At 73.1% G+C, this 14,113-nt stretch carries 15 protein-coding genes and 1 tRNA gene; 14 read left to right on the top strand and 2 right to left on the bottom strand.

Going from position 1 to position 14,113, the window contains the following annotated elements; genetic code table 11:
- Positions 1-107: 107 nt before the first annotated feature.
- The 10 genes from eno to ACYVID_RS01530 all read left to right on the top strand — a co-directional run bounded on the left by eno (position 108) and on the right by ACYVID_RS01530 (position 7,180).
- Positions 108-1,385, top strand: coding sequence for a phosphopyruvate hydratase (gene eno, locus ACYVID_RS01575; RefSeq protein ID WP_460733770.1), 1,278 nt, complete (start codon positions 108-110; stop codon positions 1,383-1,385).
- 170 nt (positions 1,386-1,555) lie between these two features.
- Positions 1,556-1,987, top strand: coding sequence for an FtsB family cell division protein (locus ACYVID_RS01570; RefSeq protein WP_460733768.1), 432 nt, complete (start codon positions 1,556-1,558; stop codon positions 1,985-1,987).
- The gene (locus tag ACYVID_RS01565) at positions 1,980-2,591 is read left to right on the top strand and encodes a DUF501 domain-containing protein (protein WP_460733766.1); all 612 of its coding nucleotides are present in this window, start codon (positions 1,980-1,982) and stop codon (positions 2,589-2,591) included. The genes ACYVID_RS01570 and ACYVID_RS01565 overlap by 8 nt, the downstream gene beginning before the upstream one ends.
- Positions 2,591-3,514 (top strand): Ppx/GppA phosphatase family protein, encoded by a 924-nt coding sequence (locus tag ACYVID_RS01560; RefSeq protein ID WP_460733764.1) that lies wholly within the window; start codon positions 2,591-2,593, stop codon positions 3,512-3,514. Before ACYVID_RS01565 ends, ACYVID_RS01560 begins: the two co-directional genes overlap by 1 nt.
- Positions 3,515-3,833: 319 nt before the next feature.
- A complete protein-coding gene (locus ACYVID_RS01555; protein ID WP_460733762.1) occupies positions 3,834-4,082 on the top strand; it encodes a hypothetical protein in 249 nt (82 codons plus the stop codon).
- A gap of 38 nt (positions 4,083-4,120) precedes the next feature.
- Positions 4,121-4,795: a uracil-DNA glycosylase gene (locus tag ACYVID_RS01550; protein ID WP_460733760.1), complete on the top strand. Its 675-nt coding sequence runs from the start codon at positions 4,121-4,123 to the stop codon at positions 4,793-4,795.
- Complete coding sequence (locus ACYVID_RS01545) at positions 4,792-5,337, top strand: glycine cleavage system transcriptional repressor (RefSeq protein WP_460733758.1); 546 nt, start codon at positions 4,792-4,794, stop codon at positions 5,335-5,337. The genes ACYVID_RS01550 and ACYVID_RS01545 overlap by 4 nt, the downstream gene beginning before the upstream one ends.
- Positions 5,334-5,948: a peptide deformylase gene (def, locus tag ACYVID_RS01540; protein ID WP_460733756.1), complete on the top strand. Its 615-nt coding sequence runs from the start codon at positions 5,334-5,336 to the stop codon at positions 5,946-5,948. The genes ACYVID_RS01545 and def overlap by 4 nt, the downstream gene beginning before the upstream one ends.
- A gap of 91 nt (positions 5,949-6,039) precedes the next feature.
- Positions 6,040-6,116: transfer RNA gene (locus tag ACYVID_RS01535), tRNA-Leu, on the top strand.
- Positions 6,117-6,322: 206 nt separating this feature from the next.
- A complete protein-coding gene (locus ACYVID_RS01530) occupies positions 6,323-7,180 on the top strand; it encodes a Bax inhibitor-1/YccA family protein (protein ID WP_460733754.1) in 858 nt (285 codons plus the stop codon).
- Between the two features lie 189 nt (positions 7,181-7,369).
- Here ACYVID_RS01530 and ACYVID_RS01525 read toward each other — a convergent pair whose 3' ends face one another.
- Positions 7,370-8,455, bottom strand: coding sequence for an SGNH/GDSL hydrolase family protein (locus tag ACYVID_RS01525; protein WP_460733752.1), 1,086 nt, complete (start codon positions 8,453-8,455; stop codon positions 7,370-7,372).
- Positions 8,456-8,562: 107 nt separating this feature from the next.
- Here ACYVID_RS01525 and ACYVID_RS01520 point away from each other — a divergent pair, with 107 nt between their 5' ends.
- On the top strand, positions 8,563-9,957 hold the full coding sequence (locus ACYVID_RS01520; RefSeq protein ID WP_460733750.1) for a cystathionine beta-synthase: 1,395 nt from the start codon (positions 8,563-8,565) through the stop codon (positions 9,955-9,957).
- 223 nt (positions 9,958-10,180) lie between these two features.
- On the opposite strand, the gene ACYVID_RS01515 is transcribed toward ACYVID_RS01520, so the two are convergent.
- The gene (locus tag ACYVID_RS01515) at positions 10,181-10,543 is read right to left on the bottom strand and encodes a GIY-YIG nuclease family protein (protein ID WP_460733748.1); all 363 of its coding nucleotides are present in this window, start codon (positions 10,541-10,543) and stop codon (positions 10,181-10,183) included.
- A 277-nt stretch (positions 10,544-10,820) separates the two neighbouring features.
- Here ACYVID_RS01515 and ACYVID_RS01510 point away from each other — a divergent pair, with 277 nt between their 5' ends.
- The 3 genes from ACYVID_RS01510 to ACYVID_RS01500 all read left to right on the top strand — a co-directional run bounded on the left by ACYVID_RS01510 (position 10,821) and on the right by ACYVID_RS01500 (position 14,103).
- Entirely contained in the window at positions 10,821-11,264 is a 444-nt protein-coding gene (locus tag ACYVID_RS01510) for a Zn-ribbon domain-containing OB-fold protein (protein ID WP_460733746.1), read from the top strand.
- Entirely contained in the window at positions 11,261-12,451 is a 1,191-nt protein-coding gene (locus tag ACYVID_RS01505) for a lipid-transfer protein (protein ID WP_460733744.1), read from the top strand. The genes ACYVID_RS01510 and ACYVID_RS01505 overlap by 4 nt, the downstream gene beginning before the upstream one ends.
- Before the next feature lie 197 nt (positions 12,452-12,648).
- Positions 12,649-14,103, top strand: a complete 1,455-nt coding sequence (locus tag ACYVID_RS01500) for a cytochrome ubiquinol oxidase subunit I (RefSeq protein ID WP_460733742.1) — start codon at positions 12,649-12,651, stop codon at positions 14,101-14,103.
- Positions 14,104-14,113: the final 10 nt, after the last annotated feature.

Raw genomic sequence — 14,113 nt, 5'->3', positions numbered from 1 at the left:
TCCGGCCCGGCGACCCGCGGCGGGGACGGGCCGCGCGAGGCCCTAGGCTCGTGGGCCGACGTACGGGCTCGTCGCGAGCCTGCCCCCAGGCACCCAGGAGAAGCACCGTGGCATCCATCGAAGCAGTCGGCGCCCGCGAGATCCTCGACTCGCGCGGCAACCCCACCGTCGAGGTCGAGGTCCTGCTCGACGACGGGACCTTCGCCCGTGCCGCCGTGCCCTCGGGCGCCTCGACCGGCGCCTTCGAGGCCGTGGAGCTGCGCGACGGCGGCGACCGCTACCTCGGCAAGGGTGTCGAGAAGGCCGTCGACGCGGTGGTGCAGACCCTCGGTCCCGCCATCGAGGGCCTCGACGCCGACGACCAGCGCCTGGTCGACCAGGCGATGCTCGACGCCGACGGCACGCCCAACAAGGCCACCATCGGCGCCAACGCGATCCTCGGCGTCTCGCTGGCCGTGGCCCGCGCCGCCGCGGACTCCGCCGGCCTGCCGCTCTACCGCTACGTCGGTGGCCCCAACGCCCACGTCCTGCCCGTGCCGATGATGAACATCCTCAACGGCGGCGCGCACGCCGACACCAACGTCGACATCCAGGAGTTCATGATCGCCCCGATCGGGGCGCCCTCGTTCCGCGAGGCGCTGCGCTCGGGCGCGGAGGTCTACCACGCGCTCAAGTCGGTGCTGAAGTCCCGCGGCCTGGCCACCGGCGTCGGCGACGAGGGCGGCTTCGCCCCGGATCTGGAGTCCAACCGCGCCGCGCTCGACCTGATCGCCGAGGCGGTCGACAAGGCCGGCTACGAGCTGGGCAAGGACATCGTGCTCGCGCTCGACGTGGCCGCCACCGAGTTCTGCACCGACGGCTCCTACGCCTTCGAGGGCCAGCAGAAGTCCGCGGCCGAGATGACCGCCTACTACACGAGCCTGGTCGACGCCTACCCGATCGTCTCCATCGAGGACCCGCTCGACGAGGACGACTGGGAGGGCTGGCGCACCATCACCGAGCAGCTCGGTGCCCGCACCCAGCTGGTCGGCGACGACCTCTTCGTCACCAACGTCGAGCGGCTCCAGCGCGGCATCAGCGGCGGCCAGGCCAACGCCCTGCTGGTCAAGGTCAACCAGATCGGCTCGCTCACCGAGACCCTGGATTCCGTGGACCTCGCGCACCGCAACGGCTACCGCTGCATGATGAGCCACCGCTCCGGCGAGACCGAGGACACCACCATCGCCGACCTCGCCGTGGCCACCAACTGCGGCCAGATCAAGACCGGCGCCCCCGCGCGCTCCGAGCGGGTCGCGAAGTACAACCAGCTCCTGCGGATCGAGGACGAGCTCGGCGACGCGGCACGGTACGCCGGTGTGTCGGCGTTCCCGCGCTACTCCTCCTGAGCGACCCTAGGACCATGCCGGCCGATCGTCGTACGTCCTCGCGCGCCTCGGGGCCGCGAGGCCGCACCGGCCCCGGCCGGACCTCGCGCCCGACGGCGCGCCCCGCGCGGGCGGCCGTCGGGACGGGCGCCCCCGGGCGCAGGCGACCGCGGCTCACGAGCCGTGCCACGGTGCTGGTGCTGGTCCTCGCGGTGCTGGTGGTCTCCTACGCCTCCTCAGCGCGGGCCTACCTCCAGCAGCGCGGCGAGCTCGACGCCCTGCGCGCCGAGATCGCCGAGCGCGAGGCGGCCATCGACCAGCTGGAGCGGGAGATGCGCCGCTGGGACGACCCGGCCTACGTCCAGCAGGAGGCCCGCGAGCTGGGCTACGTCCTGCCCGGGGAGACCTCCTACGTCGTGCTCGACGAGGACGGCGAGCCGCTGGAGAGCGCCGCCGAGCTCGCCGACCCCGACGAGGTCGGCGACCAGGAGGAGCCCGCGGTCTGGGAGGACGCCTGGGACTCCATCGTCCTGGCCGGCCGGCCCCCCGTCGACGAGGGCACGCCCCCGTTGACCGAGATCGACGGCTCCCAGGAGAGCGGGACGGAGGACGGGGATGGCTGAGTCCCCCGAGCAGGCCGGCGAGGAGTCGATCGAGCAGGCGACGGGCTGGCCGGCCGAGCCTTTCTCCGAGGCCGACGCCGCCGCCGTCGAGGCCCAGCTGGGCCGCGAGTCCCGCGGCGTCCACGGCGTCGGGCACCGCTGCCCCTGCGGCCACCCCGACGTGGTCGCCACGCAGCCCCGGCTGCCGAACGGCACCCCGTTCCCCACCACCTTCTACCTCACCTGCCCGCGCGCGGCGTCCCGGATCGGCACCCTCGAGGGCTCCGGCCTGATGCGCGAGATGCAGGACCGGCTCGGCACCGACCCCGAGCTGGCCGCGGCGTACGCCGCCGCGCACGAGCGCTACCTCGAGGTCCGCGGCGCCATCGCCGCCGAGCACGGCCTGGACGTCCCCGAGATCGAGGGGATCTCCGCCGGCGGCATGCCCGACCGGGTCAAGTGCCTGCACGTCCTGGCCGGGCAGTCCCTGGCCATGGGCCGCGGGGTCAACCCGCTCGGCGACGAGGTGCTCGACCTGCTCGGCCCGTGGTGGGAGCCCGGCCCGTGCGTGGGTGACCCCACCAGCGGTGCGGACGCCGGTCCTGACGCAGGGGAGCACGCCTAGTGCGGGTCGCGGCCATCGACTGCGGCACCAACACCATCAAGCTGCTCGTCCTCGACGAGCATGGTGCCGACCTCGAGCGGGAGATGCGGATCGTCCGGCTCGGCCAGGACGTCGACCGCACCGGCCGGCTCGCCGACGAGGCGCTGGCCCGCACCTTCGCCGCGGTGGAGGAGTACGCCGCACTGGTGGCCCGCCACGGCGTCGACCGGATCCGCTTCTGCGCCACCTCCGCCACCCGTGACTCCGCCAACGCCGCCGACTTCGCCGCGGGGGTGCTCGCCCGGCTGGGCGTCGAGCCCGAGGTGCTGACCGGGCCTGCGGAGGCAGCCCTGGCCTGGGCGGGCGCCACCGGCGGGCTGCCCGGCATCGACCCCGCCGCCGACGGTCCGCTGCTCGTGCTCGACATCGGCGGGGGCTCCACCGAGCTCGTCCTCGGCGCCGGCGCCAGCCCGGACGCCGCGCACTCGATGGACATCGGCTCGGTGCGGATGACAGAGCGCCACCTGGTGCCCGCCGTCGCGGGTCAGCCCCCGACCCGCGAGCAGGTCGCCGCCTGCGTGGCCGACGTCGACGCCGCGCTGGACGCCTGCCCGGTCGACCCGGCGGCAGCCCGCACGGTCGTGGGCGTGGCCGGCACCGTGACGACACTGGCGATGGGGGTGCTCGGCCTGTCGGCGTACGACCGCGGCGCCACGCACGGCGCCCGCCTCCCCGTCGCCGACGTCCACGCCCTCTGCGACCGCCTCCTCGGCTCGACCGCCGCCGAGCGCGCCGACCTCGCCTGGCTGCACCCCGGCCGCGCCGACGTCATCGCCGCCGGTGCCCTCGTCCTCTCCCGCGTCCTCGCTCGCACCCGGGTCACCGAGCTGGTCGTCAGCGAGTCCGACATCCTCGACGGCATCGCTTGGTCCCTCCGCGCCTGACCGGCGACGCCCCGACACCTGCGGAGCCGGCCCGGCGCCGACGCCACAGGGCGCGCGGGGACATGGCCGACCGACGACGCCCCCGGAGGAGGGTGGATGGGCCTGGCCCCCGCCTCGTGAGGGACGAACGAGGCGGGTGGTTCCGACGAAGGGGGCGTCGTCGGGCGGCCGTGGCCCCGTGCGCCCCCACCACCTCGGCGCCGGACCGGCGGAGCCCCACGACCACCCACGCCACCCCCAGACCCACCACATCGGGTGGCGTGCGTCCGGGGACGGTCGGGAACAGTGACCGGGCAACCGATCTGGAGGAGGAGCACGAATGAGCAAGCTGACGATGCTGGCCGCGGCCGGCGTGGGGTACGTCCTGGGCGCCCGCGCGGGCCACGAGCGGTACGAGCAGATCAAGACCACGGCGCAGAAGGTCGCCCGCGACCCGCGGGTGCAGTCGGCGAAGGACAAGGCCGTCGACCAGGCCACCACGCAGGCCGAGGCCGCGATGGACGCGGCCAAGGAGAAGGTGCAGAGCGCCGTGCCGAGCGGCGGCTTCACGCAGCAGGCGACTCCCTGACCGAGCCCGCCGACGCCCTCGACCGGCTGGGGGAGCAGGTGTCGCAGTGCCGCGCCTGCCCCCGGCTGGTCGCGTGGCGCGAGCAGGTCGCGACCGAGAAGCGGGCGGCGTACGCCGACCAGACCTACTGGGGCCGGCCGGTGCCCGGCTTCGGCGACCCCGAGCCGCGCATCCTGGTCGTGGGCCTGGCGCCCGCGGCCCACGGCGCCAACCGGACCGGCCGGGTCTTCACCGGCGACCGGTCCGGCGACTGGCTGTTCGCCAGCCTGCACCGGGTGGGCCTCGCGGCCCTGCCCACCAGCACCCACCGCGACGACGGGCAGCGGCTCGACGGTGCCCGCCTCGTCTCGGCGGTGCGCTGCGCCCCGCCCGCCAACAAGCCGACCCCGGCCGAGCGCGACACCTGCGCCTCCTGGCTGGACCGGGAGCTGGCGCTGGTGCTGCCCCACGTGGAGGTCGTCGTGACGCTCGGCGCCTTCGGCTGGGCGGCGGCGCTCGCGGCGCTGGAGCGGGCCGGCCTCGGCGTACCGCGCCCGCTGCCGCGGTTCGGGCACGGGGTCGAGGTGCCGCTGGCCGATGCCGACGGACGGGTCCGGACCCTGCTCGGCTGCTACCACCCGAGCCCGCACAACACCGTCCGCGGGCGGCTCACGGAGGCGATGACGGACGAGGTGCTCGGTCGCGCACGGGCCCTTGCGAGAATGCCCGGGTGAACAGTCCCCGCAGCACGGCCCCCAGCACCCTGCACGCCGTCACCGTCCTCGGCCACGACCGCCCCGGCATCATCGCCGAGACCACGGGTCGCCTCGCCGGTCTCGGGCTGAACCTCGAGGACTCCACCATGACCCTGCTGCGGGGTCACTTCGCGATGATGCTGCTCTGCGCCGGTGCGGCCCCGGCCGTCGACATCGAGGCCGCGCTGGCCCCGCTCACCGACGACGGCACGCTGACCGTGACCGTGCGCGAGGTGCCCCAGGAGTCCGCGGCCACCGCCGCCGGCTCCTCGTGGGTGCTGACCGTGCACGGGGGCGACCGCCCCGGCATCGTCTCCGCGGTCGTCGGCCAGGTGGCCGAGGCAGGCGGCAACATCACCGACCTCACGACCCGGCTGGCGGGCGACCTGTACCTGCTGGTCGCCGAGATCGACCTGCCGGCTGACGCGGACGTCGACGCGGTCGGTGCCGCGATCCGGGCCGCCGCCAGCGACCTGGGCGTCGGCGCCACGCTGCGCCCGGCCGAGGCCGACGAGCTGTGAGCGACCCCCACAGCAACCAGGGAGACCCGCAGGGCGGGCAGCAGCCGGGCACCGGGGGCGTCCACGAGCGCGTCCTGGCCTGGAGCGAGACCGACCTGGGGGTCGAGGGACGCGTGCTCGAGGTCGTGCGCGCGCCCGCGGCCGTGCTGTCGACGGTGGGGGAGCGGGTCGACCCGACCAGCCCCGAGAGCGTCCAGCTGGCCGCCGACCTGGTCGCCACCATGCGCGTCAGCCCCGGGTGCGTCGGCCTGGCCGCCCCGCAGGTCGGGGTGGGGGCGCAGGTCTTCTGCGTCGACGTCTCCGCACACCCGAAGACCCGCGACCACCACGGGACGTTCGTGCTCTGCAACGCCGAGGTCGTCGCGGGCAGCCGCAACGAGAAGGCCCGCGAGGGCTGCATGAGCGTCCCGGACCTCACCGGGGACGTGAAGCGCGCCTCCCGCATCGTCGTGCGCGGCGAGCTGCCCGGCACCGGTGAGGAGGTCGAGCTGCACGCGAACGCCTTCGAGGCCCGCTGCCTGCAGCACGAGATCGACCACTGCCAGGGGCTGCTCTTCGTCGACCGGGTCGCCGGGGCGCACGCGATCTTCGCCCGCCAGACCTACCTCTGAGCGGCGGCCACCCGGCGGCGTACGGTCCCGGGACGTCATACGCTGCGCGGCGACGGACGTCCCCGCCGCATGACGTCCGTCGTTGCATCGGGCCCCCGTGTCCCAACCGGCAGAGGAAGGCGCCTTAAAAGCGCTGTGGTGCGGGTTCGAATCCCGCCGGGGGCACCAGCGGTCGACCGGGCCGGCCTGGCCGGCCGGGTCGACGCCGCCACGCCCGACGACGTACGACGCCGGGCGTGGCTCTCAGCGGATCCTCAGGCTCCGCGGGAACGCCACCGCCCGGGCGAGCGTTGTACGGATCAGGACCCCCTAAGGTGGGTACATCCCCTGTGGGCCGCCGCCCGGCGGCCTCCGACGGCCTCCAAGGAGAGACCATGCAGAGCAACAACCCGGTGTTCCGCCGGTCCGAGGCGTTCAGCGGAAGCGGCGCCCACGGAACCCAGTCCTACGGCAACTCCGGCTACGGCTCCGACCCCTCGCAGTGGGGCGTCGGCGCCCCCGGTGACACCCAGGGCTACGCGCCCGCCCCGCAGGCGCCCAGCGCCCCCATGACCATCGACTCGGTGGTCCAGAAGACCGGCATCACCCTCGGTGTCGTCATCGTCACCGCCCTCGCGACCTGGGTGATGCTGCCCGAGATCAACGAGGACACCGCGAGCTCGGCGATCGGCACCGTCGGCGCGGTGGCCACCTTCGGCTTCCTCGGTGCCTTCGTGCTCTCGCTGGTCAACTCGTTCAAGAAGGTCATCAGCCCGCCGCTGGTGCTCGCGTTCGCCGCCCTCGAGGGCATCGCCCTCGGCGCGATCTCGATGCTGTTCAACGTGATGTACCCCGGCGCGGTCCAGGGTGCGGTGATCGGCACCTTCGCGGCCTTCGCCGGCACGCTGGCGGCGTACAAGATCCTCGACATCAAGGTCGGCGACAAGTTCCGTAAGTTCGTCGTCGCGGCCGTCTTCGGCATGATCGGTCTCTCGCTCATGGAGCTGGTCCTGGGCCTCTTCGGCGCCCAGATCGGCCTGTTCGGCGTCAGCGGCCTGGGCATGGTCACCGCGGTGGCCGGCCTGGTGCTCGGTGTGTTCATGCTGATCATGGACTTCGACTTCGTCGAGCAGGGCATCCGGTACGGCGCCCCCGAGCGTGAGTCGTGGACCGCGGCTTTCGCGATGACCGTCTCGCTGGTCTGGATCTACACCAACCTCCTGCGCATCATGGCGTTCTTCTCGCAGGAGTGAGCTAGCGCCACAGCACGTCGCGTCCCCCCGCAAGGTCGGCGCGTCAACCACGAAGGCCCCCGGCACCAGCCGGGGGCCTTCGTGTCTCGTGGGACGCGTCCCCGGGTTTCGCCCCGCGGGTCACCGCTTCGCAGGCTCAGCGGTGCCGCTCGCTCGACCACCACCAGCGGGGCCGATGACGCGTCCCGCTCAGCCCTCGGCGACCTTGAGGTCGACGACCTCGGCCAGCGGGCCGTCGTCGTCCACGTCCTCGGCCGGGGCGGCGGCATCGGTGTCGACCTCGTCGGGTGTCTCGGCCTCGGTGTCGGGGTGGCGGCGACGGTGGCGCAGCTCGACCCACAGCCCGCGGACCCCGCGGCGCGAGCCTCCGACCTCGGTGCCGTCGAGCTCGGTGCCGGGCACCTGGACGGCACGGATGGCGGCGTCGCTGATCGGGAGCACGCCCTCGCCGCGCAGCGCCTCGAGAGCCGTCTCGTCCGGTTCGATGACCCCGACGGCGGCGAGCACCGAGGGCACCATCACGCCCGCCAGCGAGCGGTAGCCCGCGGCGGAGGGGTGGAACTGGTCGGGACCGAAGAGCAGTGCGGGCGCCGCGGCGAACTCAGGGCCGAGGATCGAGCCGAGGGAGACCGTGCGGCCGCCCTGCTCGATGACGGCGATGGTCTGGGCGGCGGCCAGGCGGCGCGACCAGGAGCGCGCGACCTGCTTCAGCGGCGGCGCGATCGGCTTGATGGTGCCCAGGTCCGGGCAGGTGCCCACGACGACCTCGACCCCGGCCTCCCGGAGGCGGCGCACGCCCTCGGCGAGGTGCCGCACGGAGGTCGAGGGCGTCAGCAGGTGGGTGACGTCGTTGGCCCCGATGAGGATCACGGCCACGTCGGGCGTGATCGGTAGGGCCCGGTCGATCTGCTCCTCGAGGTCGGAGGACTTCGCGCCCACCACGGCGAAGTCGCGCAGGTAGACCCGGCGGTCGGCGTGCTCGGCGACGGCGCTGCCCAGGATCGCGCCGGGGGTGTCCTCGACCCGCTCGACGCCGTACCCGGCCGCGCTGGAGTCACCGATGAGGGCGATCCGCAGCGCCGGGCCGGGGCGGCCGCGGCCGTACCAGCCGGTCGAGTCCGGCGGCGGGTGCTCGATCATCGGGCCGATGGTCTTGCGCGCCCAGCGGGCCTCCGTGGCGAGCACGCCGTAGAGGCCGGCACCGAGCACGGAGAGACCGCCCCCGCCGTACGCCGCGGCGGAGGCGAGCTTGCGTGCTGCCGCTGCCTTCCCCATGCCTCCACCTTAAGGACCGCTCCTCCCGGCCGTGACACCCCGTCGGGGGTCCGCGGTGGTTGCCCGCCCGTTACGGCATGTCCAGCATGTGGGCATAGGTTGGGCGGGTGCAGTACGTCGACAGCCTCCTGGACCTCATCGGACACACGCCCCTGCTGCGGCTCGGGCGCACGCTGGACGCCCCCCTGGGGCAGGGCGAGGAGGGGCCGCTGGTCCTCGCGAAGGTGGAGTACCTCAACCCCGGTGGCTCGGTGAAGGACCGGATCGCGACCCGGATGATCGAGGCCGCGGAGGCCTCGGGCGCCCTGCAGCCCGGCGGCACGATCGTCGAGCCGACCTCGGGCAACACCGGGGTCGGGCTGGCGATGGTCGCGCAGGCCAAGGGGTACAAGTGCGTCTTCGTGTGCCCCGACAAGGTCTCCGAGGACAAGCGCAACGTGCTGCGCGCCTACGGCGCCGAGGTCGTGGTCTGCCCGACGGCGGTCCCGCCGGAGCACCCCGACTCCTACTACAACGTCTCCGACCGGCTCTCCTCGCAGCCGGGCGCCTGGAAGCCCGACCAGTACTCCAACCCCCACAACCCGCGCTCCCACTACGAGACCACCGGTCCGGAGATCTGGGAGCAGACCGAGGGGCGGATCACGCACTTCGTCACCGGCATGGGCACCGGCGGCACGATCTCCGGCGTCGGGCGCTACCTCAAGGAGCAGAACCCCGACATCCAGGTCGTCGGCGCGGACCCGGCCGGCTCGGTCTACTCCGGCGGCGACGGCCGGCCCTACCTCGTCGAGGGCGTGGGCGAGGACTTCTGGCCCGACACCTACGACCGGACCGTCGCGGACCGGGTCATCGAGGTCTCCGACGCCGACGCCTTCTCCTTCACCCGCCGCCTGGCCCGCGAGGAGGCGCTGCTGGTCGGCGGGTCGTCCGGCATGGCGGCGTACGCCGCGAAGCAGCTGGCGCACGAGCTGGCCGCCGAGGGCCGCACCGACGCCGTCATCGTCGTGCTGCTGCCGGACTCCGGCCGCGGCTACCTCACGAAGATCTTCAACGACGACTGGCTGGCGCAGTACGGCTTCCCCACCGGCACCACCACCGAGACCACCGTCGGGGAGGTGCTGCGCGGCAAGTCCGGCCGGCTGCCCGACCTCGTGCACACCCACCCCGCCGAGACCATCGCCGAGGCCGTGGCGATCCTGCAGGAGTACGGCGTCTCGCAGATGCCCGTGGTGCGCGCCGAGCCCCCGATCGTGGCCGCCGAGGTCGCGGGCTCGGTGTCCGACCGCATGCTCCTGGACGCGTTGTACGCCGGGCACGCCTCGCTCACCGACAAGGTCGAGGACCACATGTCGGCCCCGCTGCCCACGATCGGCTCCTCCGAGGAGGCCACCTCGGCGGTCAGGCTGCTCGAGCACGCCGACGCCGTGCTGGTCCACGAGGACGGCAAGCCCGTCGGCGTCCTGACCCGTCAGGACCTCCTCGCGTTCCTCGCCCGCGCCTGAGGCCCCCGCTGGTCGGTCGAGCAGCGAGCGCCAGCGAGCGTCGTCGAGACCGGGTGAGGTGTCTGTGGTGGGTGACCACGCTTAGCGTGCGGGCTTCGATGGTTGGTCGAGCAGCGAGCGCCAGCGAGCGTCGTCGAGACCGGGTGAGGTGTCTGTGGTGGGTGACCACAGGCACGTTGCGGGGTCTCGACGACGGCTCGCCGGGGGCTCGCCTGCTCGACCTTCAGTCGTCGCTGGGCTCCGTCCGGTCGACGAGCGGACGGCGACAGTGGCCCCGCGCCAGCGCTGGCAGGTCGGCGAAGCGCCCGTCGATCAGCGCTTCACGCTTGGCCCGGCTCCAGTTCTGCACCTGTTTCTCCAGGTAGTACGCATCGTCGACCCGGTCGAACTGTGCAGACCAGACCAACGTGACGGGTCGGCGTCGCGCAGGTCGGGTGTAGGTCGCGCCCTCGCCGAGGTTGTGCTCGCTGATCCGCCGGTCGAGGTCGGTGGTGCTGCCGACGTAGTACGAGCCGTCCGCGCACTCGAGGATGTAGGTCCAGGCCATGTCCCCGTGCTGCCCGTCGGTGGCTGTGGGCAGTCCCACCGATCCGCTGGTTGTGGAGAACTCGGTGCATCGGTCGCGGGGTCTCGACGACGGCTCGCTGGCGCTCGCCTGCTCGACCGCCGGGGTGCGGGCAGGTCGCGGGGTCTCGACGACGGCTCGCTGGCGCTCGCCTGCTCGACCGCCGGGGTGCGGGCAGGTCGCGGGGTCTCGACGACGGCTCGCTGGCGCTCGCCTGCTCGACCGCCGGTTGCGTCGCACGTCGACCGGCGATCAGGGCTAGAGTGAGAACACGTTCTAGTTCTCGCCTGGAGGGCGCATGACTGCCACACCAGCCATCGAGGGATGGTTCACCGTCGGGGACACCCCGACGCTGCTGGGGGAGCGGTGCACGGGGTGCGCCACGACCTACTTCCCGCCGACCGCCGCGGCTGCGGGCTTCTGCCGCAACCCCGGGTGCGGGTCCGAGACCTTCGAGCGGGTGCCGCTGAGCCGCCGCGGGACGGTGTGGTCCTACACCGACGCGCAGTACCAGCCGCCGCCGCCCTACCAGGCGCCCGAGCCCTTCGTGCCGTTCGCGCTGGCGGCCGTCGAGCTGCCCGAGGGCATGGTCGTCGTCGGCCAGGTCGCGCAGGGCTACGGCACCGGCGACCTGCGGGTCGGCCAGGAGGTCGAGCTCGTGGTCGAGCCCGAGCACGCGAGCGAGCAGCTGATCTACCGCTGGAAGCCTGTGATCGAGCTGGGCGAGGAGGCCGACCAGTGAGCGGCAGCAGCACGAGCACGGTCATCGCCGGCGTCGGCATGCACCCCTGGGGCAAGTGGGGCCGCCCCTTCGTGCAGTACGGCGTGCACGCGGCCCGCGCCGCGCTGGCGGACGCCGGCATCCCCTGGACCGACGTCGACCTGGTGGTCGGCGGCGAGACGGTCCGCAACGGCTACGCCGGGTACGTCGCCGGCTCGACCTTCGCCCAGGCGCTGGGCTGGAACGGTGCGCGGATCGCGACGTCGTACGCCGCCTGCGCGACCGGGGCCCAGGCGATCGACACCGCCCGCGCCCGGATCCTCGCCGGGATGAGCGAGGTGGCCCTCGTGGTCGGTGCCGACACGACCCCCAAGGGTTTCCTGGCCCCCAACGCCGGCGAGCGCTGGGAGGACCCGGACTGGCTGCGGTTCCGGCTGCTCGGGATGACCAACCCGGCCTACTTCGCGATGTACGCCCGGCGCCGGATGGACCTCTACGGGGCGACCCAGGAGGACTTCGCGCAGGTCAAGGTCAAGAACTCCCGGCACGGCCTGACCAACCCCTACGCCCGCTACCGCAAGGAGGTCGGCGTCGAGGACGTCATGTCCAGCGCCGTGGTCTCCGACCCGCTGCACCTGCTCGACATCTGCGCGACCTCCGACGGCGCGGCCGCGGTGGTGCTCGTCTCCGAGACCTACGCGCAGCGGATCGGGCTCACGGACCCGGTGCGGGTCGCGGCCGTCTCCACGGTCACGCCGACCTTCCCCAACACCGTGCTCGACATGCCGATGCTCAGCACCGACGCCGGTACGCCGGGGGACCGGACGTTCAAGCAGTCGATCGGAGCGGCGGCGTACGAGGAGGCCGGGATCGGTCCCGAGGACGTCGACGTCGCGGAGGTCTACGACCTCTCGACCGCGCTCGAGCTGGACTGGATGGAGGACCTCGGTCTCTGCAAGGAGGGCGAGGCGGAGTCGCTGCTGCGCGCGGGCGAGACCACCCTCGGCGGGCGGATCCCGGTCAACCCGTCGGGTGGCCTGGCGTGCTTCGGCGAGGCCGTCCCGGCCCAGGCGCTGGCGCAGGTCTGCGAGCTCACCTGGCAGCTGCGCGGGCAGGCCGAGGGGCGGCAGGTCGAGGGCGCCCGGGTCGGCATCACCGCCAACCAGGGGCTCTTCGGTCACGGCTCGTCGGTGATCGTCACGCGGTAGCGGCACGGGGTCTCGTGGCTCGCTGCGCTCGCACCTCGACCACCGGTGGTCGAGGTGCGAGGAGCGTCAGCGACGAGCCACGACACACCCGTCAACTCCGTGGGACCTAGGTCCCCCGGACGCGGTCCGAGAGTCGCTCGGGTCGGGTACCTCCGGCCGTGCCGGTGACCCCGGGCCGCACCCGAGGGTGGGGGGGCGTGGACCTCGACGCCCTCGACATCGCCCGCTGGCAGTTCGCCATCACGACCGTCTACCACTTCCTCTTCGTCCCGATCACGATCGGTCTGTCCGCGATGATCGCGGGCTACCAGACGGCGTGGCTGCGGACGGGCAACGAGCAGTGGCTGCGGCTGACGAAGTTCTTCGGGAAGCTCTTCCTCATCAACTTCGCGCTCGGCCTCGTGACCGGGATCGTGCAGGAGTTCCAGTTCGGGATGAACTGGTCGGACTACTCCCGCTTCGTCGGTGACGTCTTCGGCGCCCCGCTGGCGATCGAGGGACTGCTCGCCTTCTTCCTGGAGTCGACCTTCCTCGGGCTGTGGATCTTCGGCTGGGACCGGTTGCCGCGGCTGCTGCACGCGAGCTGCATGTGGCTGGTCCACCTCGGGACGCTCTTCTCGGCGTACTTCATCCTCGCCGCCAACTCCTTCATGCAGAACCCGGTCGGCTACGAGTACAACCCCGAGACCGGACGCGCGGAGCTGACCGACTTCCTCGCCGTGATGACCAACAAGGTCCAGCTCGTGACCTTCCCGCACGTCATCGCTGCGGCGTACATGACCGCCGGTGCGTTCGTCGTCGGGGTCGCGCTGTGGCAGCTGGTGCGGGCCAAGGGTCGCGAGGGGGAGGCCGACCGGCCGATGTACCGCACGGCGGCCCGTTCCGGCGCCTGGGTGCTGCTGGCCGCCGGCCTGGCCGTGACCGTCTCGGGCGACGTGCAGGGCAAGATCATGACCGAGGTCCAGCCGATGAAGATGGCCGCGGCCGAGGCGCTCTACGAGACCGAGCAGCCGGCGGCGTTCTCGGTGTTCACGATCGGGACGCCGGACGGGAGGACCGAGAAGTTCTCCGTCACCATCCCGAACCTCCTCTCCTTCCTCGCCACGGGCGACCCCGACGGCGAGGTGCAGGGCATCAACCCGCTGCGCGAGCAGTACGTCGCGACGTACGGCCAGGACCCGGGCGCGAGCTACTACAGCGCCGGCGACTACACGCCGTACATCCCGCTGACCTACTGGTCCTTCCGCTTCATGATGGGCCTGGGCTTCGCCGGCATGGCGGGCGGTCTGGCGGTGCTGTGGGCGACCCGGCGCGGCCGCGCCCCGACCGGGCAGCGCTGGACGTGGGTGGCCGTCGGGCTCCCGCTGATGCCGCTGCTGGCCAACTCCTTCGGCTGGATCTTCACCGAGATCGGCCGCCAGCCGTGGGCGGTCTTCGGGCTGATGACGACCGAGCAGTCGGTCTCCCCGGGGGTCAGCGCCACCGAGATGCTGGTCTCGCTGCTCACGCTCACCGCCCTGTACGGCGTGCTGGCGGTCGTCGAGCTGAAGCTGCTGCTCGGGGCGATCGCCAAGGGCGCGGACCCCTACGTCGAGCCGGTGCTGCGCGACGACGACAACGACCCCGACCGGCCGCTGGCCTTCGCGTACTGAGCGACTGAGG

This window comes from Nocardioides ginkgobilobae, from assembly GCF_054781275.1.
The sequence above is the reverse complement of the archived record's forward strand: the minus strand, read 5'-3'. Positions and strand labels throughout refer to the sequence as shown.

What these genes read in the sequence shown, in the direction of transcription:
- ACYVID_RS01530 (WP_460733754.1), top strand. Translation starts at nt 6,323, where the DNA reads ATGCAGAGCAACAACCCGGTGTTCCGCCGGTCCGAGGCGTTCAGCGGA.
- ACYVID_RS01525 (WP_460733752.1), bottom strand. Translation starts at nt 8,455, where the DNA reads ATGGGGAAGGCAGCGGCAGCACGCAAGCTCGCCTCCGCCGCGGCGTAC.
- ACYVID_RS01510 (WP_460733746.1), top strand. Translation starts at nt 10,821, where the DNA reads ATGACTGCCACACCAGCCATCGAGGGATGGTTCACCGTCGGGGACACC.
- ACYVID_RS01565 (WP_460733766.1), top strand. Translation starts at nt 1,980, where the DNA reads ATGGCTGAGTCCCCCGAGCAGGCCGGCGAGGAGTCGATCGAGCAGGCG.
- ACYVID_RS01555 (WP_460733762.1), top strand. Translation starts at nt 3,834, where the DNA reads ATGAGCAAGCTGACGATGCTGGCCGCGGCCGGCGTGGGGTACGTCCTG.